General features: G+C 63.5%; 20 protein-coding genes. 5 read left to right on the top strand and 15 right to left on the bottom strand.

Features of this window, described 5'->3' with window-relative positions; translation table 11 throughout:
* The first annotated feature begins 55 nt into the window (after positions 1-55).
* A complete protein-coding gene (locus GV829_RS13060; RefSeq protein ID WP_425505417.1) occupies positions 56-1,024 on the top strand; it encodes an L-threonylcarbamoyladenylate synthase in 969 nt (322 codons plus the stop codon).
* A 32-nt stretch (positions 1,025-1,056) separates the two neighbouring features.
* On the opposite strand, the gene GV829_RS13065 is transcribed toward GV829_RS13060, so the two are convergent.
* The 10 genes from GV829_RS13065 to GV829_RS13110 form a co-directional block, all read right to left on the bottom strand.
* On the bottom strand, positions 1,057-1,374 hold the full coding sequence (locus GV829_RS13065) for a hypothetical protein (RefSeq protein WP_246202887.1): 318 nt from the start codon (positions 1,372-1,374) through the stop codon (positions 1,057-1,059).
* A 100-nt stretch (positions 1,375-1,474) separates the two neighbouring features.
* Positions 1,475-2,347, bottom strand: coding sequence for a UTP--glucose-1-phosphate uridylyltransferase GalU (galU, locus tag GV829_RS13070; RefSeq protein WP_169947324.1), 873 nt, complete (start codon positions 2,345-2,347; stop codon positions 1,475-1,477).
* A gap of 176 nt (positions 2,348-2,523) precedes the next feature.
* The gene (gene msrA / locus GV829_RS13075) at positions 2,524-3,051 is read right to left on the bottom strand and encodes a peptide-methionine (S)-S-oxide reductase MsrA (protein ID WP_169947326.1); all 528 of its coding nucleotides are present in this window, start codon (positions 3,049-3,051) and stop codon (positions 2,524-2,526) included.
* A 90-nt stretch (positions 3,052-3,141) separates the two neighbouring features.
* On the bottom strand, positions 3,142-4,302 hold the full coding sequence (locus GV829_RS13080; RefSeq protein WP_169947329.1) for a M48 family metalloprotease: 1,161 nt from the start codon (positions 4,300-4,302) through the stop codon (positions 3,142-3,144).
* A 7-nt stretch (positions 4,303-4,309) separates the two neighbouring features.
* Positions 4,310-6,031 carry a long-chain-fatty-acid--CoA ligase gene (locus GV829_RS13085; protein ID WP_169947330.1) on the bottom strand — a complete coding sequence of 574 codons (1,722 nt, stop codon included), beginning with the start codon at positions 6,029-6,031 and terminating at the stop codon, positions 4,310-4,312.
* Positions 6,032-6,096: 65 nt separating this feature from the next.
* Entirely contained in the window at positions 6,097-7,002 is a 906-nt protein-coding gene (locus GV829_RS13090) for a tyrosine recombinase XerC (RefSeq protein WP_169947331.1), read from the bottom strand.
* A gap of 41 nt (positions 7,003-7,043) precedes the next feature.
* Entirely contained in the window at positions 7,044-8,189 is a 1,146-nt protein-coding gene (gene hemW / locus GV829_RS13095) for a radical SAM family heme chaperone HemW (RefSeq protein WP_169947332.1), read from the bottom strand.
* A gap of 3 nt (positions 8,190-8,192) precedes the next feature.
* Positions 8,193-8,813, bottom strand: coding sequence for an RdgB/HAM1 family non-canonical purine NTP pyrophosphatase (gene rdgB, locus GV829_RS13100; RefSeq protein WP_169947334.1), 621 nt, complete (start codon positions 8,811-8,813; stop codon positions 8,193-8,195).
* Positions 8,814-8,873: 60 nt separating this feature from the next.
* Positions 8,874-9,590, bottom strand: coding sequence for a ribonuclease PH (rph, locus tag GV829_RS13105; RefSeq protein ID WP_169947335.1), 717 nt, complete (start codon positions 9,588-9,590; stop codon positions 8,874-8,876).
* 83 nt (positions 9,591-9,673) lie between these two features.
* A complete protein-coding gene (locus GV829_RS13110) occupies positions 9,674-10,432 on the bottom strand; it encodes a hypothetical protein (protein WP_169947337.1) in 759 nt (252 codons plus the stop codon).
* Between GV829_RS13110 and hrcA the strand changes: the two genes are divergently transcribed.
* Together hrcA and grpE are read left to right on the top strand one after the other, a co-directional pair.
* Positions 10,422-11,474, top strand: coding sequence for a heat-inducible transcriptional repressor HrcA (gene hrcA / locus GV829_RS13115; protein WP_169947339.1), 1,053 nt, complete (start codon positions 10,422-10,424; stop codon positions 11,472-11,474). The genes GV829_RS13110 and hrcA overlap by 11 nt on opposite strands.
* Positions 11,475-11,517: 43 nt before the next feature.
* Complete coding sequence (gene grpE / locus GV829_RS13120) at positions 11,518-12,084, top strand: nucleotide exchange factor GrpE (protein ID WP_169947341.1); 567 nt, start codon at positions 11,518-11,520, stop codon at positions 12,082-12,084.
* Here the strand turns inward: grpE and GV829_RS13125 are convergent.
* The 4 genes from GV829_RS13125 to GV829_RS13140 all read right to left on the bottom strand — a co-directional run bounded on the left by GV829_RS13125 (position 12,032) and on the right by GV829_RS13140 (position 14,189).
* Complete coding sequence (locus GV829_RS13125; RefSeq protein WP_169947343.1) at positions 12,032-12,547, bottom strand: hypothetical protein; 516 nt, start codon at positions 12,545-12,547, stop codon at positions 12,032-12,034. The genes grpE and GV829_RS13125 overlap by 53 nt on opposite strands.
* 98 nt (positions 12,548-12,645) lie before the next feature.
* Positions 12,646-13,089, bottom strand: a complete 444-nt coding sequence (locus GV829_RS13130) for a PH domain-containing protein (RefSeq protein WP_169947345.1) — start codon at positions 13,087-13,089, stop codon at positions 12,646-12,648.
* Between the two features lie 63 nt (positions 13,090-13,152).
* The gene (locus GV829_RS13135) at positions 13,153-13,641 is read right to left on the bottom strand and encodes a vgr related protein (protein ID WP_169947347.1); all 489 of its coding nucleotides are present in this window, start codon (positions 13,639-13,641) and stop codon (positions 13,153-13,155) included.
* A complete protein-coding gene (locus tag GV829_RS13140) occupies positions 13,641-14,189 on the bottom strand; it encodes a copper chaperone PCu(A)C (protein WP_169947349.1) in 549 nt (182 codons plus the stop codon). The genes GV829_RS13135 and GV829_RS13140 overlap by 1 nt, the downstream gene beginning before the upstream one ends.
* A 227-nt stretch (positions 14,190-14,416) precedes the next feature.
* Here GV829_RS13140 and dnaK point away from each other — a divergent pair, with 227 nt between their 5' ends.
* Together dnaK and dnaJ are read left to right on the top strand one after the other, a co-directional pair.
* Positions 14,417-16,333 (top strand): molecular chaperone DnaK, encoded by a 1,917-nt coding sequence (dnaK, locus tag GV829_RS13145; RefSeq protein ID WP_169947351.1) that lies wholly within the window; start codon positions 14,417-14,419, stop codon positions 16,331-16,333.
* 119 nt (positions 16,334-16,452) lie between these two features.
* Positions 16,453-17,592 carry a molecular chaperone DnaJ gene (gene dnaJ, locus GV829_RS13150; RefSeq protein WP_169947353.1) on the top strand — a complete coding sequence of 380 codons (1,140 nt, stop codon included), beginning with the start codon at positions 16,453-16,455 and terminating at the stop codon, positions 17,590-17,592.
* 53 nt (positions 17,593-17,645) lie between these two features.
* On the opposite strand, the gene GV829_RS13155 is transcribed toward dnaJ, so the two are convergent.
* Positions 17,646-18,287, bottom strand: a complete 642-nt coding sequence (locus tag GV829_RS13155) for a cytochrome b/b6 domain-containing protein (protein ID WP_169947355.1) — start codon at positions 18,285-18,287, stop codon at positions 17,646-17,648.
* Positions 18,288-18,293 lie beyond the last annotated feature (6 nt).

The raw sequence follows: 18,293 nt of genomic DNA on the forward strand, positions 1-18,293 counted from the left end.
GACGGTGGGCAGATGCGCTGTTGCGATGACGCGGGCGGGGCTATAGCGCCACAGCGTGACTGGCTCAAATCCACCTGATGGCGAGACGCCCCCGGCAGCCCGATGCCTGCCGCTGGGCGACGAGGCCGTAACGGAAGGCGCGGCCCTGATCCGCGCCGGTCAGTGCGTCGCCGTGCCGACCGAGACAGTCTATGGCCTCGCCGCCGATGCCACCAACGCCGAATCAGTGGCGCGAATCTATGCCACCAAGGGCCGACCCAGCTTCAACCCGCTGATCGTGCACGTGTCCGACCGGACGATGGCTGAGCGGCTGGGACAATTTGACGCCCTCGCGGCCCGGATCGCCGACCAGTGGTGGCCGGGACCGTTGACCATCGTCGTCCCGCGCACCCCCGATTGCTCCGTCGCCAGCATCGCCACGGCAGGGCTCGACACGATTGCATTGAGGATGCCCGCGCATCCGGCGATGCGTTCGCTGATCGCTGCTGCCGGCGTGCCGCTCGCCGCGCCGAGCGCCAATGCGAGCGGCGGCGTCTCCCCGACCAAGGCGCGGCATGTTCTGGCGAGCCTGGACGGGCGCCTATCGCTGGTGATCGACGGCGGCACCTGCACCCGCGGGCTCGAATCGACAATCGTCCGGCCGATGGGTGACCATGTCGTGATACTGCGTCCCGGCCCGGTGACGGCGGAGGAGATCAGCGCGGGGCTGGGCGTGCCGGTGACCGATGATCTGTCAGGAAAGATCAGTGCACCAGGGCAACTGGCCAGCCATTATGCGCCGGGCAAACCAGTGCTGCTCGATCAGGCCGAACCGGTCGAAGGCGCCTTCATGATAGGCTTTGGTCCCGGCCCTTGCGACTATTGCCTCAGCCGCCGCGGTGACCTGACCGAAGCGGCGGCACGGCTGTTCGACGCGCTTCACGCCGGGGCAGCAAGCGATTGCGCCACTATCGCGGTTGCGCCCATCCCGCACGAAGGGCTGGGTGCGGCGATCAACGATCGCCTGGCGCGCGCGGCGGTGTAACGCTCCCTCCCGCAAGCGGGAGAGGGCATTGCTCAATCCACCGGCGCGTTGCGCAGGTCGGCGATCTGACCGTCGAGGTCCTCGGCATCGCGGCACGCGTCCTCCCGCCCGTCCCGACAGCGTTCGGCTGCGCGGGCGCGCTGCCGTTCCAGCCGACCGATCTCGGCCTCGCGCTCGCGCACGCGGCGCCCCAGGTCACGGTCGGCCTCGTCCTGGCTGGTTGTCGTCCAGTCGATCACCTGCCCGGCGGCACGCACCGGGGCAGTAACAACATCAACAGCGGTTCGCGCGATACAGCCACTGAGCAGCGGCATCGTCAGGACGGCAAGACAGGCAATGAGCAGACGCACGGGCTTTCCCCCTTCAAAGGAAAGTCAGACAGGATTGGCTCCTGTCGGCCCTGGTCCATGAACAGGGGCTTAGCCGAAGTCGGGCGACCTGCCCAGCCGCTTATCGGTCCAGCATCGCCCGCATCGAGGCGCGCAGCGGATCGGCGAGATGTGACCGCTCCAGCGCAACGGCAACATTCGCCTCGACATAGCCGAGGTGCGAGCCGCAATCGAAGCGGCGGCCGTCAAAGGTCACGGCGTTGAACGGCTGCGTACCGATCATCCGCGCCATGGCGTCGGTCAGCTGGATCTCACCGCCGGCACCCTTGGCCTGTGTTTCGAGCACGCGCATAACGTCCGGCTGGAGTATGTAACGGCCCGAGATGATGAGGTTCGACGGGGCCTCTTCGACCTTTGGCTTTTCGACAAGGCCAGTCACTTCGGTGATTGCGCCATTGCGACCGCCTGGCGCGATGACGCCATAGCTCGACACCTGGTCATGCGGCACTTCGAGCACCGAGATGAGGTTGCCGCCGGTGGTGGCATAGGCGTCGACCATCTGCTTCATGCAGCCATTGCCGGGCGTACCGAGCATGAATTCGTCGGGCAGGAAAATGGCAAAGGGCTCGTCACCGACAATGTCGCGCGCGCACCAGATAGCATGGCCCAGACCGAGCGGTTCCTGCTGGCGGACAAAGGCGGCGTTGCCGGGTTTCAGCCGGGTGCCGTCAAGGATGGTCACATCCTTGCCCCGGTCGGCCATGGTCCGTTCGAGCTCATAGGCGATGTCAAAATGGTCCTCGATCGCATTCTTGCCGCGACCGGTGACAAAGATCATCTGCTCGATGCCGGCTTCGATAGCCTCATCGACGGCATATTGGATCAGCGGCCGGTCAACGATCGGCAGCATTTCCTTGGGGACGACCTTGGTCGCGGGAAGGAAGCGGGTCCCCATGCCCGCGACCGGAAAAACTGCCTTGCGTACCTGTTTCACTGCTGTGTAGCTCCGTTGCTTCCGGGGAACCCAGGTTCCTGAATTCCTGTTGACGGACCCCGGACGGTTAGCTGGCCTCAATGGCCCCTTTGCGCCCGATCCCTTCGGAAAGGGTTAACGTCCGATCGGCCAACCGATTTAGTGCAGGCGAAGACAGTGTCGCAGTGCCGTCGCGTTCAGGCAAGCCGGTCGGCAAACCCCTTGCGCAGCTTCGCAAGTTTGGGCGGGATGACCGCCAGGCAATAAGGATTGCCCTGCCCCTCTCCAACCCAATAATCTTGGTGATACTCTTCCGCCGGCCACCATTGGCCCTGTTCGATGGTGGTAACGATCGGGGCGGCATGATTGGCCTGTGCCCGGGTGATGGCAGCCCGGGCCGATGCTTCCTGCGCCTCGTTCAGCGGGAAGATGGCGGTACGATATTGCGTGCCAATGTCATTGCCCTGCCGGTTGAGCTGGGTCGGGTCATGCGTCGCGAAATGCACATCAAGCAGATCGTCATAGCTGATCACGTCCGGGTCAAAGCCGATACGGATAGCCTCGGCATGGCCGGTTGTGCCGCTGCACACCGCCTTGTAGGTCGGGTTGTCGACCGAGCCGCCGATGTAGCCGCTCTCTACATCGCTTACCCCGGCGAGGCTTTTGAACACCGCTTCGGTGCACCAGAAACAGCCTCCGGCGAAAATTGCGGTGTCAGCGGCCATTGTCATTCTCCCGAAATTTGGCGAGCTCGATAGATAAGCACCGGGCAATGGCGATCAAGGTGCCAGCGCGACCATGGCTTGCCGGCCGCGTCAGGGCTGGCCAAATATCGGGACCACGTGACGCAGCTCCAGCAGCGCCGGCCGGGCTTGCGGATCCGCCGCGAGCGCCGCCCGCATCAGCCGCAATTCATCCTCCAGTGCAGCAACGCGGGTCCGCCAGGGATCATGCAGACGACCATAGGGGTGCGCACTGTCATGATTGGGGCCAAAACGCTGCCAAAAGGTCACCGGCGCGCTGGGCGTATAGCCGGCAATGTGGAGTATCCACACCGACAAGCGATCGGCTTCTTCCTCCATCTTGCGAGAAACGCGCGAATAGCGGTTGAGGTAGCGGGTATAGTCGTTCGGCGTGCCCGCTTCTTGGCTGCGGGCAATATGGCGCAATATGTTATGCGCCAGTTCATGCGCCATGACGGCGGCAAGTTCTTCATCATTGCCGTCGGTATAGGTGCCCATGCCGGCGGTTACCTGTACCACACGTCCATCGGCATAGGCCTGCTCCTCGGTTTCGTCAGACAGCTCGAAACGGGTCGGACACGCAGGGCGCGATTGCAATTCCCAGCTTCGCCGGGTGCCATCATTGGCCAGTGTTTCGAACTGGAGCGGTCCGTTTTCCAGCCTTCGCGCGATCAACCGTTCGCTCGCTTCAAGTGCATGGCGCGACGGCATGGCATAGGGATTGCGCATCGGCGAGCGACCAGCAAGCGAGACAATTGCCATCCCCGGCGTAATTCCCGCACGGGCCGCTGCCCCGTCCGGCGCAACCGAAGCGACGAACAAAACGGCGCCTTCAGGCAATCGCCACTGGTTCTTCACCGCCTGTCGCAAGTCTTTGGGATATTGGCCGATTTCTCCAAGAGTCCAGCCCAGCGATTGCCCCGGATCGCACCAGCCGGCATTGGCCGCTGCAACCGATATGCGCTCACCAATGGCGAGGACACGGTCTTCCTGCTTGCGCCATGTCGTCAATCGGTCCTGTGCCGTCTGCGGACGTGCCGGTGCCGTATCGGCCGGCGCAGAGGGCGGAGGTACCGGTGATGATGAGGGATCTTGTGAGGGCGACGTCGTTTGCGCCGTGGCCGGGGCCAGACCAGGCAGCATGGCGGCAAACAGGGCTGCGGTTGCAAGCCATGACCACCGTCCCGCCCACACCGATCCTCCGCTCATCACCTGTTCCCCAACGATCGCCATGGCCGGATCACTCCCCGACATCCTGACTGGCAATCTCCGCTCTCAATGCCTTGCGGTCAAGCTTGCCGATCATCGTCTTGGGCATGCTGTCCCGGATCACGACAGCATCAACCCGTTCATGCTTGCCCAGTTGATCATTGAGCCAGTGAGTGAGATCTGCCGCGCTGACTCCCGGAGCCTCCGCGTTGAGCGTCACATAGGCGCGCGGGCTTTCGCCGCGGTAGGCATCGGGGACGCCGATCACCAGCGCCTCCTTGACGGCAGGATGCGCATAAAGCAGCGTTTCGATGGTCGAGGGATACACCTTGAACCCGCCGACAGCGATCATGTCCTTCAGCCGGTCAACGATACGGATATAGCCGTCGGAATCAATGGTGCCGACATCACCGGTGCGCAGCCAGTCGCCACTCTCCAGCCGGACAAAGCTGTCGGCATCGGCTTCGGGCCTGTTCCAATAGCCCTGCATGATCTGGGGCCCGGCAACGACAATCTCTCCGGGTTCGCCATCCGGTGCCGGTCGGGTGGGATCTTCCTTGTCCACCAGCCGCACCATGGTCGCGGGGATTGGCTGGCCAATGGTTCCGCTTCGACCGCCACTTTCATAAGGATTGCAGCTGACGACTCCCGCGCTCTCAGTCAGGCCATAGCCTTCGACCAGTTTTGATCCGGTCGCCGCCTCGAACCGCGCCTTGAGCTCGGCGGCCATCGGCGCACCGCCCGAAATGCAAACCCGCAAAGACGACCAGTCGGTACGCGCCATGTCGGGATGATCGAGCAACGCCTGATACATGGTCGGGACGCCCGGCATGGCGGTGACCCTTGTTCGCCGGACGGCAGCCAGCGCCTGGGCAGCGTCAAATCGGGGGAGCATGACAATCTGCCCGCCGTTGAGCACGGTGCGGTTCAGCACAGCCGTATTGGCAAACACATGGAAAAAGGGAAGCACGCCGAGTATCCGGTCCTCACGGTCTTGTTCCGGGTCAATCGCATTGACCTGCCGCGCATTGGCGGTGAGATTCTGGTGCGTCAGGCGCGCGCCCTTGGGCGTACCTGTGGTGCCGCCGGTATACTGGATCAGCGCCACATCCTGTTCCGGATCGATCAGAGGTGCGGCGACATAGCCGGCATTGTCGATCAGCGAGGAAAAGCGGGTGATGCGCGGATCGTCGGGGATATCCACCCGCTCGGCCCGCTTGAACAGGCGATAGGCCAGCGATTTCACCGGTGGCAGCACGCCGGCCACCGAACCGACGATCAGCCGCTCAAGGCTTGATCCCTGCAACACCTTGAACGCGGCGGGCAAAAGCGCCGTGGCCGATAGGGTGACAAGCAGGCGCGCGCCCGAATCCTCCACCTGATGGTTCAGTTCATCGACCGTATAGAGCGGCGAGAAATTGACCACCGTCGCGCCCGCGAGCAGCGCGCCATAATAAGCCGCGAGATAATGGGGCACATTGGGCAGGAACAGGCCGACCCGGTCGCCCTTGCCCACGCCCATTGCCTGCAAGCCTGCGGCAAAGCGGCGGACGCCCTCTGCCACCCGCGTGTAGCTGTAGCGGCGACCCATGAAATCGAGCAGCGGCCGGGGACCGAAGCGCAGCGCCGAGGAGAGGAACATGTCGGGCAGCGACAGTGGCGGGAACCGCATGTCCCATTCAGAGGGATGCTCATAATGGCGCGACCATGGACCGCTTGGGTCAAAGGCCGGCCGGGGGGAGGCGCTGGTCATCGGGGGGTCGCCTTTCTTGCTGGTCTGAACCAGAAGTAATGGCCTGCGGCAAGAGCGCAAGGCCCTCAGGCACGCGGATGCGCGCTCGCATAGACGTCAAGCAGGCGCGCGGTATCGACCGCTGTATAGACCTGTGTCGAGGTCAGGCTGGCGTGGCCGAGCAGTTCCTGCAAACTTCTGAGATCTGCCCCGGCGGCGAGCAGGTGCGTGGCAAAACTGTGGCGCAGCGCATGGGGCGTGGTGCGGTCGCTGAGGCCGAGCCGGCGGCGCGCGCCCTGCACCGAGCGGCGGATCAGCGCCGGGCTGAGCGGACCGCCCCGAGCACCCCGGAAAAGCGGCTCACCCTTGGCGGGTGGCCATGGGCAAAGCGCGACATAATCGGCCAGCGCTTCGCGTATCTGCGGCAACAACGGCACCTGCCGGGTCTTGCCGCGTTTGCCGGTGACGCGCAGCACGTCCCGCGAGTCCAGTGCGCTTCCATCGAGCGACAGTGCCTCTCCGATACGCAAGCCCGCGCCATAGAGCAGCAGGAGCACGGCAAAGTCGCGCGCACCGATCCAGGGTTCGCGCGCCGTGTCGGCAATCTCTCCGGCAAGATCGATTGCCTGATCCGGGGACACCGGTCGCGGCAGGCCGCGCTTGACCCGCGGGCCGCGCACCGCCGGGACGGTTGCTACCGCGCCCCCGGCAAAGGCGAGGAATCCCCGCACGGCGGACAATTCCCTTGCCGTCGAGGCATTGGACAGGCCATCGCCGCGCCGGTCGGCCAGAAAGGCGCGCAGGTCCGCCGGGCCGAGCGTGCCTAGGCTGGCCGCGGTTGGCACCTCGCCATGATAGCGCATCAGGAAATCACACAGCCGTTGGGCAGTAGCGACATAGGCACGGACGGTGTGGATCGACCGCCGCTGCTCCAGCGCCAGCCGGTCTCGCCATGCGGCGACCAGGGGGTGAAGGGGTGCGTCGTCACTCATGGCGCGAGCATAGGCTCAGCCGGCCCCGGTGGGAATCCCCCTCAGCCGAGAGCGACAACCTCGGGCAGGATCGCATCGAGCAGCAACATGCCGGCGGGCAGGACGGCGAGGCGCGGACCGGTCAGGCTCAACAGGCCATGTCCAGCCAGCCGCCGCACTGCCGCCTCATCGACCAGCCTGTCACGGGCGACACCGCTCAGCGCCGCGACATGGTCAAGGTCAACGCCTTCGCGCAGGCGCAGCCCCATCAGCAACGCCTCGGTAGCGCGGGTTTCGGGCGTCAGGTGGCGCTCCGCCTTGATGCCATGCCCCTGTCCGGCAATGGCGGCGAGCCAATTCTCGGGCTTCTTGTGCCGTTCGGTCGCGATGCCATTCCTTCGGCCATGCGCCCCCGGCCCTATGCCGACATAGTCGCCAGAGCGCCAATAGGTGAGATTGTGGCGGCTCTCCTGCCCAACCCGCGCATGATTGCTGATCTCATAGGCGGGCAGTCCTGCCGCCGCCGTCTGTTCCGCCGTCGCGGCGAACAGGTCGGCAGACAGGTCCTCGTCGGGCAGGATGATTTCGCCCCGGTCGAACAGCGTCTTGAACCGCGTGCCAGGCTCGATGGTCAGCTGGTAGAGCGACAGGTGATCGGTGCCAAAGGCCAGCGCGCGGGCCAGTTCGGCCTGCCACTCGGCTAGGCTCTGCCCCGGCCGGGCAGTGATCAGATCAAAGCTGACCCGGGCGAAATGTGCTTGTGCCGCAGCAATCGCCGCCAACCCTTCATCGACACTGTGCGCTCTTCCAAAGAAGCGCAAGGTTTCGTCGTCAAGTGCCTGTATTCCTATCGAAACACGGTTGACCCCGGCGCTTGCCAGTGCGGCGAAATTGGCGACCTCAACCGAATTGGGATTGGCCTCCAGCGTGATTTCGCACTCAGCCGTCAGCCCCCAATGCCGCTCCGCCGCCTCGATCAGCGCGGCCACCGTCGCGGGCGGCATCAGGCTGGGCGTCCCGCCACCAAAGAAGATCGAGCTGACCCGCCGCCCCGCGGTTAGCCCCGCCTCATGCGCCATGTCCGCCAGCAGCGCATCGCGCCACTGCGCCTGATCAACACTCTCCCGCACATGACTGTTAAAGTCGCAATAGGGGCATTTGCTGACGCAAAACGGCCAGTGGATGTAGAGGGCGATAGGCGCGCTCACGCCTCAGAACACCGCCTTCACCAACTTGGCGAATGCGTCCGCCCGGTGGCTGATGGCATGTTTATGCTCCGGGTCGATTTCGGCGAAGGTCTGATCCATGCCCTTGGCAACAAACACCGGATCATAGCCGAAACCGAGCGCCCCGCGTGGCGGCCAGGTGAGGCTGCCCTGCACTTCGCCCTCGACGACCAGCTCTTCGCCATCCGGCCAGACCAGCGCCAGCGTGCAGACGAACCGCGCGCTGCGATCGACATCAGGCCCCATTTCGGCGAGCATCCCCTCAACCTTGCCCATCGCCATATACCAGTCGCGGCCGGCTTCCCCCTCGAACCACTGCCGCTCGGCCCAGTCGGCGGTATAGACGCCGGGGCGTCCGCCAAGTGCCGCGACCTGCAAGCCGCTGTCGTCAGACAGGGCGACATAGCCACTCGCCGCCGCACTGCGCGCCTTTATGAGGGCGTTCTCGGCAAAGGTGGTCCCGGTCTCCTCGGGCTCGGGCAGGCCGAGGTCAGCCGCGCTGATCGCTTCCATGCCATAGGGTTCGACCAGCGCGCGGATTTCCTTGAGCTTGCCCTTGTTATGGCTGGCGAGGACGAGTTTGCCGGGGGTCAGTTTGCGGGTCATGGATGTTCCAATCTCAGCCATCAAAGCCCTCTCCCCAAGGGAGAGGGCTGGATGAGGGGTTCAGCGCCCCGTCGCCTTCCGCTGCGCTGCGAAGATTTCGTCGCAGCCGATGCGGGCAAGGCGCAATAGGCGCAGCAGTTGCTCCTCGTCATAGGGCGCGCCCTCTGCGGTCGCCTGCACTTCGGCGAGACGACCGTCGCCAAGCAGGACGAAGTTTGCGTCGGCTTCGGCATTGCTGTCCTCGATATAATCAAGGTCGAGCACAGGCGTGCCTTCGTAAATGCCACAGCTGATGCCGGCGATCTGCTGGAACAACGGGTCTTCGGTGATCAGTTTTTGTGCCAGCAAGCCATCGATGGCGAGGCGCAGGGCAATCCATGCGCCCGAGATGGAGGCGGTGCGGGTGCCGCCGTCGGCCTGGATGACATCGCAGTCGAGAACGATCTGGCGCTCGCCCAGCTTCTTCATGTCGCAGACGGCGCGCAGGCTGCGGCCGATCAAACGCTGAATTTCCTGCGTGCGACCCGACTGCTTGCCCTTGGCCGCTTCACGGCTGCCGCGGGTGTGGGTGGCGCGGGGCAGCATGCCATATTCCGCCGTCACCCAGCCCTTGCCGGTGTTGCGCATCCAACCGGGCACCTTTTCCTCGATGCTGGCGGTGACCAGCACCTTGGTATCGCCAAAACCGATCAGCACGCTGCCTTCGGCATGCTTGGTGAAGTTGGTTTCGACACTGATGGTGCGCATGGCGTCTGCCGCGCGGCCGGATGGGCGCATGTGGGATTCTCCTGATAGCCTGATGTTGGCGACTGCGAGGCGCGATAGCGGGGCACTCACCCAATTGCACGGAGAAATCCGGATTACGGCTGCAGGACGTATAGGCGCCTGAAGGGATGCACCCTTGCGTCCGCGGGAATGGCGAGCCCCAGCTCATCCAGCAGAGCCCGCATGTCGCGGATAGACGCTTCCGTCGGCTGGAAACACCGGGACTCATGGGACGCGACGCCGGCTCCCACGGGAAAGACTTGCACGTCCAGCGGGCTTTGGGAATCGGACAAAGGCGGACAAGAGTGGGGACGAAGGGGCAAGCCCCGCTTGGGCGCCTTTGCTGGTGGCTGCCAGCCAAGCCGGTACATCTTGGCCATTGCCCGTGCCGCACGCGCAGGACTGATACGCAACTTCTGGCTCGCGATCATCGTCGAGATGAAAGACTTGTCTGCTGTTCCATCCCTGTTTGGCACGGCCATATCCAATGGCAGGCAATGGTTGACCAAACGGCCCATCGCAGACCAATTGACGAACAGGACCCCGTTCTTGCGCAACCCCACGTCGACCATAAGCGGACAATGTCCGAAACGCTCGGGCTGGCCATGGTCATATACCACCCGCACCCATGCCCTCTCAAACTGGTCGGGAGGCTTGGACAGCGCGGCACCAACTGCCGTGCCGATCGCAACAATTAGGACAAGGGCTAAAGCCAAAAGGTTGGACCGCTTCATCTGGGTAGCTTGCATCATGCTGGTGGCGGCATCAACCGCCACCCTCTTGGCGACCAACAGCCTGTTGACGACTCTTGAGCCTGTCATGAATTGCGCTACATCTGCATCCATGATGCCCATGCCGATCAATGACCTCAATGATCGCGCCCGCTCGATCTTCCAGCTGGTGGTCGAGGCCTATATTGATGACGGCCAGCCGGTGGGATCTCGCACCATTTCGCGCCGCTCGACGCTCAACCTGTCACCGGCCTCGATCCGCAATGTCATGCAGGATCTGGAAGAGGCTGGCCTGCTCGCCGCGCCGCATACCAGTGCGGGCCGCGTGCCGACCGAATTGGGGCTTAGGCTGTTCGTCGACGGCATGATGCAGGTCGCCGAACCAAGCGCCGAGGATCGCGCGCAGATAGAGGCGAGCCTGTCGGGCGCTGGTACCAACGGCCCGGTCGAAACCGCGCTGGCCAATGCCACCGCTGCCCTGTCTGGCCTGTCGGCCTGTGCCGGGCTCGTCATGGTGCCGGGGCATGAGCGGGTACTGAAACAGGTTGCCTTTGCCCCCCTGTCAGATCGGCAGGCCTTGGTGGTGCTCGTGGCGATGGATGGCAGCATCGAAAATCGCGTGATTGACGTACCGGCAGGCCTGACTCCGTCGATGCTGGTCGAGGCGGGCAATTACATCACCGCCACCCTCTCCGGCCTGACGCTCGCCGAAGCGCAGGCGCGGATGCGGGCGGAGATCGCCAGCCAGCAACTGGCGATGGACCGGGCGGCGGCGCGGCTGGTCGAGGCGGGGCTGGCGATATGGAGCGCCGACCACAGCGAACGGCCGGTGCTGATCGTGCGCGGACAAGCCAATCTGATCGATGAAAATGCGCGCGGTGACATAGATCGTGTCCGCCAATTGCTCGATGAGCTTGAAACCAAGGAAGACATTTCCCAATTGCTGGCTTCGGCCGGAGAGGGTGCATCGACCCGCATCTTCATCGGCTCCGAGAACAAGCTGTTCGCCCTGTCCGGTTCGTCGGTGATTGCCGCGCCCTGGCGGGGCAGCGACGGCCGGGTGATCGGCGTTGTCGGTGTCATCGGCCCGACTCGGTTGAACTATGCGCGGATCGTGCCAATGGTGGATTTCACCGCGCAAACCTTGTCCCGGCTGATGCGTTGACACTGGCTGGGCGGACACAAATTGCCGAACGAGATTGAAACCAATGACTGCTGAAGAAAGCGAAACTCCCCGCGTGAACGAAGCCAATGACATCGCCAATGAAGCCGCCGCCGAAGCGGTGCAGGAAGCCGCTGACGAAAGCGCGGCCCGCATCGCCGCGCTGGAGGAGCAGCTGGCCAACGCTCAGCAGGAAACACTCTACGCCAAGGCGGAAGTACAGAATGTCCGCCGTCGCGCGGAAAAGGAAGTGGCGGATGCCCACGCCTATTCTGCGACAAAATTCGCCCGCGACATATTGTCGGTGGCCGACAATATCGGCCGCGCGCTCGATGCCATTCCTGCGGCTGCGCGCGAGGATGAGGCGTGGAAGGGGCTGGTAACCGGCCTTGAAGCCACCGGGCGCGAGCTGTCAGCCGTGTTCGAGCGCAATGGCATCACACGCATTGATTCAGTCGGCCAGCCGCTCGACCCCAATTTGCATCAGGCGATGATGGAAATTCCCAGCACCGACGCTGCGCCGGGCACGGTCATCCAGGAAATCCAGTCCGGTTACATGATCAAGGACCGGCTGTTGCGTCCGGCGCTGGTGGGCGTGGCAAAGGCGGGTTGAGGATCTGTCCCAGCTGATGCGTCAGCTGCTTGATCCGGCCGGTCGCCGCCGCCATCTGTGCCTTGCTGACCAGGACACAGCGGTCCAGCGGATCGCTGGCTGTCTGGGCGTTGCGCAAAAGCCAGTGGGTTTCACCGTCAATCTCCAGCTGGGTGGCGGTGCTGTGCGCGCATTCACGGCGCAGCGCGAGCAGCTTGTCCGCTTCGGCCAATATGATCGCTACCCGCCCCTGCTGCCGTTGCTGCAACCCACTGGACTGCTTGGCCGACAACAGGTCAAGGATCGCCCTGATCTTTTGTGAGGGCATCAGCCGGGGATTGGCCGCCGGGTCCAGCACACGCATCAACAGGGTCAGCTTGGCCTCAAAGGCGGCCGTGGCGACAATCAGCCGCCCGATAGCGGCTTCGGCTGGCTCGACCGGTCCGGTCGAACCATGCAAGGGATGATGCAAGGGGGCGTTCATGCAACCTATGTGCCACGCACTTCTTTGCAAAAGTATAAAATCGATATTTTCAACCAATGTGGACTAAAAAATGAATAGTCCCCAACAAAATCCCTTTACTACAAGGGATCTCCGGTAAAGTCGACTTCGCGCACCCGCCGCTTTTGCCGGGCGGTGTCGACCAGCGCGCGGAGCCGCTCACGGCGCGCCGCAGCGTCGGCGATATGGTGCATCACCAGCGGCGCCTCGCGGGTCGTCTCGTCGCTGCTGTCGATGGTGATGGTGCCGATGCCGGCCATCTGGTTGATCAACGTGAAATCGAGCCGGACATCCTTGACCCGGTACAGTTCAATCTCGTCGACACTTTTGACGAAAATGCCCTTGCGCAGCACCAGCCGGTCAGCCGTCAGTTCATAGGTGATGCCAAGGTTACGCACCCAGACGGTGAGGATGATCAGGAAACCCACCCCGGCAAGGCACAGCAACAAGGTGCCCCAGCCGGCCAGCGTCCCCCGCAGCCAGCCCCAGGTCGAGGAACGGAATGTGTCGAGTATCTCTTCCATCGTCTGCCCCCATCAGATCAGTCAGGCATCGCGCAAATGTCGGCGCGAGTCCACATCTGTTGATCAGGCCGGCACGAACGGCAAGATGGATCGGTAGCTCTCGATCGGAGGCGCACCCGGCACGGCATGGCCCCGGCTCAGCAGGAAATAGTGCCGGACAATTTCTGCCTGTTGTTCCAGCCCGTACCGCTCCAGCGGCCAGCCCGGTTTGAGCGTATAGCTGTACCGGTCGGTCGGCCAGCGCATCAGCACCAGGAACCAGCGCCCGCGCGTCTGGGCCTGCCAGACATGCGTCATTTCATGGATGAACAGAGCCTGCAAATTGATCGGCGCTTCGCAGAAATCATCACAATAGAGTCCGCCGCCAGGATTGAAATGGAGATGCCCCATCGGCGCCATCACCACCCGCGAAGGCTGGAAAAAGGCCCATTTGCGGTTGCGTATCTCCACCGCGTCATAATCAATGGCATCGCCGAAGACCGAACGGGCGAGTGCCCGTTCAGTCCCGGTCAGGCCGCGCGACGCGCCGGATGCGGTCGCGGCTGACGGCATCAATGGCCTTCATGCTCGGCGGCACCACCGTCGTCATGCTCGCCGGCCTCTTCGCTGTCAGGAGCAACGACTGCTTCGGCTTCAAGCGTCGCACCACTGGCAAAAGTCAGTACCAGCTTGATCTTGCCCGCTGTGCGCGCTGCCTCGCTGATCTCGTAAAGCATGATGTGCTTGCCGCCCTGGCGGAACTCGACCGTCCCGCCTGCTGCGACCGGGACAGAAGAAATCGCGGCCATCGTCATCATGCCGCCTTCCATCTTGCTTTCATGCATTTCGGTTCGCGCGGCATCGGGCGAACTGGCCGAAACAAGACTGTCATCGCTCGCGCCGCCGGTCAGCACGAAATAGGCTGCAGATGGCGCGGAAGCGTTGGGGTTGAGCCGCAAGCGGGCGTCCTTTACCGCCAGCTCTCCGGTCGCGGCGGGCGCTTCGGCCGCAGCCGATTCCTCGGCCGCCTTTTCCGCCTGCCCGCCACAGCCGGCAACCATCAGCGCAGACAGGGCTGCCAAGGCAATGGCAGGGCGGAAAGTGCGGTGGCGAACAGTCATACAAGGCTCCATCTGGCTCTGGTCGGGGCTTGGCGCCATCGCGCCTGCCGTGCATCAGATACCTAACGATGCATTTGCTGCATGCCAACCGCTTGTCGCAGCGAAATGCCTACCTATATGCCGCTTCAAGCATCGGGGGGATGCGCCAACGCCGGATATGTCCGGCGGATGGCTCGCCCCCGCTATAGACAACAACCTGCGTTGAATAAGAGGCGTCAGAGGGCAGTATGGCAAAAGTAATCGGCATCGACCTGGGCACGACCAACAGCTGTGTCGCGGTGATGGAGGGCGGCAGCCCCAAGGTGATTGAAAATGCGGAAGGCGCGCGCACGACCCCCTCGGTGGTCGCCTTCAGCAAGGACGGGGAGCGCCTGATCGGCCAGCCCGCCAAGCGTCAGGCCGTGACCAATCCGGACGGCACCATCTATGCGGTGAAGCGCCTCATCGGCCGCCGCTATGACGACCCCATGACCAAGAAGGACATGGAATTGGTCCCCTACACCATCGCCCGTGGCGGCAATGGCGACGCATGGGTGACCGCAGGCGGAACCGACTACAGCCCATCGCAGATTTCGGCCTTCATCCTGCAAAAGATGAAGGAAACGGCTGAAGCCTATCTGGGCGAGACCGTGACCCAGGCGGTCATTACCGTCCCCGCCTATTTCAACGACGCCCAGCGTCAGGCAACCAAGGACGCCGGTCAGATCGCCGGGCTCGAAGTGCTGCGCATAATCAACGAGCCGACTGCGGCTGCGCTGGCTTATGGTCTCGACAAGAGCGAGAACAAGACGATCGCCGTCTATGACCTTGGCGGCGGCACCTTTGACATCTCGATCCTCGAAGTCGGTGACGGCGTGTTCGAGGTGAAGTCAACCAACGGCGACACCTTCCTCGGCGGTGAGGATTTTGACACCAAGCTCGTCGATTACCTTGCCGACAAGTTCAAGACCAAGGAAGGCATTGACCTGCGCAGCGACAAGCTCGCTTTGCAGCGGCTCAAGGAAGCCTCGGAAAAGGCGAAGATCGAGCTGTCGAGTGCCCAGACCACCGAGGTCAACCTGCCGTTCATCACCGCCCGCATGGAAGGTGGCGCGACCACGCCGCTGCACCTCGTCGAAACCATCAGCCGCGCCGACCTTGAAAAGCTGGTTGATGACCTGATCAAGCGCACGCTTGAACCGCTCAAGAAGGCGATGACCGACGCGGGCCTCAAGAATGAGCAGATCGACGAAGTCGTCATGGTCGGCGGCATGACCCGCATGCCCAAGGTGCGCGATGTCGTGAAACAGTTCTTTGGCAAGGAACCGCACACCGGCGTCAACCCGGACGAAGTCGTTGCCATTGGCGCGGCCATTCAGGCCGGCGTTCTCCAGGGCGACGTCAAGGATGTCCTGCTTCTCGACGTGACCCCGCTGTCGCTCGGCATCGAAACGCTGGGTGGCGTGTTCACCCGCATGATCGACCGTAACACGACCATCCCGACCAAGAAGGCCCAGACCTACTCGACCGCTGACGACAATCAGCAGGCCGTGACGATCCGCGTCTTCCAGGGCGAGCGTGAAATGGCGGCGGACAACAAGCTGCTCGGCCAGTTCGACCTCGTCGGCATTCCGCCCGCTCCGCGCGGCGTGCCGCAGATCGAGGTGACCTTTGACATTGACGCCAACGGTCTCGTCAGCGTCAGCGCAAAGGACAAGGGCACCGGCAAGGAACAGCAGATCCGCATTCAGGCCTCGGGCGGCCTCAGCGACGCCGACATCGAACAGATGGTCAAGGACGCCGAGCGCTTTGCCGAAGAAGACAAGAAGCGCAAGGAAGCGGCTGAAGCCAAGAACAACGCCGAAAGCCTGATCCACACCACCGAACGCCAGCTGGCCGAACATGGTGACAAGGTCGATGGTGCGCTCAAGGGCGAGATCGAAGCCGCTATCGCGGAAGCCAAGACCGCCGTCGAAGGCGGCGATGTCGAGGCGATGAAGGACAAGTCGACCGCACTTGCCAATGTCGCGATGAAGCTTGGTCAGGCCATTTATGAAAAGGAGCAGGCGGCGTCTGCTGGCGGCGAAGCGGCGGAAGCTGCCCAGCCGACGGACGACAATGTCGTCGATGCCGAATTCTCCGAAGTCGAAGACGACAAGAAGTAAGGATGAACGTCGCCCCGGCCCGCGAGCCAGGGCTGCTGTCCCCGGAGCCCGACACAGCGCTCTGGCATGACAGTGGCCCCGGATCAGGTCCGGGGCGACGCATTCCGGCGGGGTAATCTATGTCGGTCGATATCGACTTTTACGAACTGCTCGAAGTCGAGCGCACGGCGGATGAGGCGACACTCAAATCCGCCTATCGCAAGCTGGCGATGAAATATCACCCGGACAAAAATCCGGGATGCAAAGACAGCGAGGCACGCTTCAAGGCAATCAACGAAGCCTATGACTGCCTGAAAGATCCGCAAAAGCGGGCCGCCTATGACCGGTTCGGCAAGGACGCGTTTCGCAACGGCGCCGCCGGCGGTGGCGGCGGCGGCTTTGGTGGTGGCGACTTTGCCGACATCGGCGACATTTTCGAGACCATTTTTGGCCAGGGCTTTGGCGGCGGACAGGGGCGTCAGCGCGGCCCCGCGCGGGGTGCGGACCTGCGCTACGACATGGAGATCTCCCTCGACGACGCCTTTCACGGCAAGAGCGTCGACATTGCCGTCGAAGTGGCGGTTGCCTGTGGCCCCTGTGGCGGCACCGGGGCCAAGCCGGGTACCCATGCCAAGCGTTGCGGCACCTGTTCGGGCCATGGCAAGGTCCGTGCGCAACAGGGTTTCTTCATGGTCGAACGCACCTGCCCCGCCTGTCATGGCGCGGGAGAGGTCATCGCCGATCCGTGCGACGCCTGTCATGGCCAGGGCCGGGTCGACAAGAAAAAGACGCTGACCGTCACCATTCCCAAAGGTGTGGACGAAGGCACGCGGATCCGCCTGTCAGGCGAAGGGGAAGCCGGAGCGCGCGGTGCACCTGCGGGCGACCTTTACATCTTCCTCCACGTCAAACGGCACAGCGTGTTCAGCCGTGAAGGCACCACCCTGTTCGCCGAGGTGCCGATCAGTTTTACCACGGCGGCTCTGGGCGGCACCGTGAAGGTGCCGGGGCTTGACCGGGTGGAGCATGAATTCCGCATCCCCGCCGGCATCCAGTCGGGCAAGCAATTGCGCATGCGTGGCGCTGGCATGCCGGTGCTCAACGGTCGCGGCATGGGCGATCTGGTCATAGAGCTGGCGGTCGAGACACCGACCCGCCTGACCGCCAAGCAGCGTGAGCTGCTTGAAGCGTTCAGGGAGACCGAAACAGGCGAAGAATGCCCGCAGTCGCGCGGGTTTTTCGATAAACTCAAGGATATGTGGGACGATCTGACCGATTGATACCTGCCGATTGGTCCCGCCCGGCTCAGGCCTGACGGGACCTGGCGGCTTGGTCAGGCCGATCCCTTGCGCCGTGGCCAGAACAGCATGAACTGCGCCAATGACAGGCGGAACAACACCAGATAAGCGACATGCACGCCAACCAGCGGCAGCAGCAGCTTGGCGAACAGTTCGTGCAGCTCACCGAGCGGGCCTTCCTCGCCTTCCTCGCCCTCTTCGCCTTCATCATCCGTTTGGCCATGATAGGCAAATCCGGCGGTCATTACTGGCTGTGGCTGTGGCTGCGGCATTGCGGGACGCAGTGCTTCACCCTCTTCCCGGTCATCGTCATGTTCACCCTCTTCGCCGTCACCCAACGTGAACTGCGGATTGGCAAGGGCCTGGCCCTGATCCATCATGACGCCGGTCGTGGCGGCTCCGGCGGTGCAGGTCAGAATGGCCAGTACCAGCACCCGACTGATTGCCGGGTGCTTCAGCCCGCGCTGGCTGGCCGGGGCCTGAAGCCGGGGAAGCCAGCGGGAAAGGCCAAACACGCCGCCGGTCAGAGACAGCACCAGGCGGACAGTCAGAACAGTGGCGACACCGTAGCCAATCAGCTTGTGAATGCCGCCACCAGCCTCACCGGTGATATAAGCGGCGGTTGCACCAAGCGCGAGCAACAGGTGCGAAAAACGCAATGACTTGAGCGTAAGCATGGGAGA

It is taken from the genome of Sphingomonas lacunae (assembly GCF_012979535.1).
Classification (GTDB): domain Bacteria; phylum Pseudomonadota; class Alphaproteobacteria; order Sphingomonadales; family Sphingomonadaceae; genus Sphingopyxis; species Sphingopyxis lacunae.

Coding starts and splice junctions, on each gene's coding strand:
- dnaK (WP_169947351.1), top strand. CDS start 14,417: ATGGCAAAAGTAATCGGCATCGACCTGGGCACGACCAACAGCTGTGTC.
- GV829_RS13090 (WP_169947331.1), bottom strand. CDS start 7,002: ATGAGTGACGACGCACCCCTTCACCCCCTGGTCGCCGCATGGCGAGAC.
- GV829_RS13110 (WP_169947337.1), bottom strand. CDS start 10,432: ATGGGCATCATGGATGCAGATGTAGCGCAATTCATGACAGGCTCAAGA.
- GV829_RS13155 (WP_169947355.1), bottom strand. CDS start 18,287: ATGCTTACGCTCAAGTCATTGCGTTTTTCGCACCTGTTGCTCGCGCTT.
- GV829_RS13130 (WP_169947345.1), bottom strand. CDS start 13,089: ATGGAAGAGATACTCGACACATTCCGTTCCTCGACCTGGGGCTGGCTG.
- hrcA (WP_169947339.1), top strand. CDS start 10,422: ATGATGCCCATGCCGATCAATGACCTCAATGATCGCGCCCGCTCGATC.
- GV829_RS13080 (WP_169947329.1), bottom strand. CDS start 4,302: ATGGCGATCGTTGGGGAACAGGTGATGAGCGGAGGATCGGTGTGGGCG.
- msrA (WP_169947326.1), bottom strand. CDS start 3,051: ATGGCCGCTGACACCGCAATTTTCGCCGGAGGCTGTTTCTGGTGCACC.
- GV829_RS13135 (WP_169947347.1), bottom strand. CDS start 13,641: ATGCCGTCAGCCGCGACCGCATCCGGCGCGTCGCGCGGCCTGACCGGG.
- GV829_RS13140 (WP_169947349.1), bottom strand. CDS start 14,189: ATGACTGTTCGCCACCGCACTTTCCGCCCTGCCATTGCCTTGGCAGCC.
- dnaJ (WP_169947353.1), top strand. CDS start 16,453: ATGTCGGTCGATATCGACTTTTACGAACTGCTCGAAGTCGAGCGCACG.
- GV829_RS13125 (WP_169947343.1), bottom strand. CDS start 12,547: ATGAACGCCCCCTTGCATCATCCCTTGCATGGTTCGACCGGACCGGTC.
- grpE (WP_169947341.1), top strand. CDS start 11,518: ATGACTGCTGAAGAAAGCGAAACTCCCCGCGTGAACGAAGCCAATGAC.
- GV829_RS13085 (WP_169947330.1), bottom strand. CDS start 6,031: ATGACCAGCGCCTCCCCCCGGCCGGCCTTTGACCCAAGCGGTCCATGG.
- rdgB (WP_169947334.1), bottom strand. CDS start 8,813: ATGACCCGCAAACTGACCCCCGGCAAACTCGTCCTCGCCAGCCATAAC.
- rph (WP_169947335.1), bottom strand. CDS start 9,590: ATGCGCCCATCCGGCCGCGCGGCAGACGCCATGCGCACCATCAGTGTC.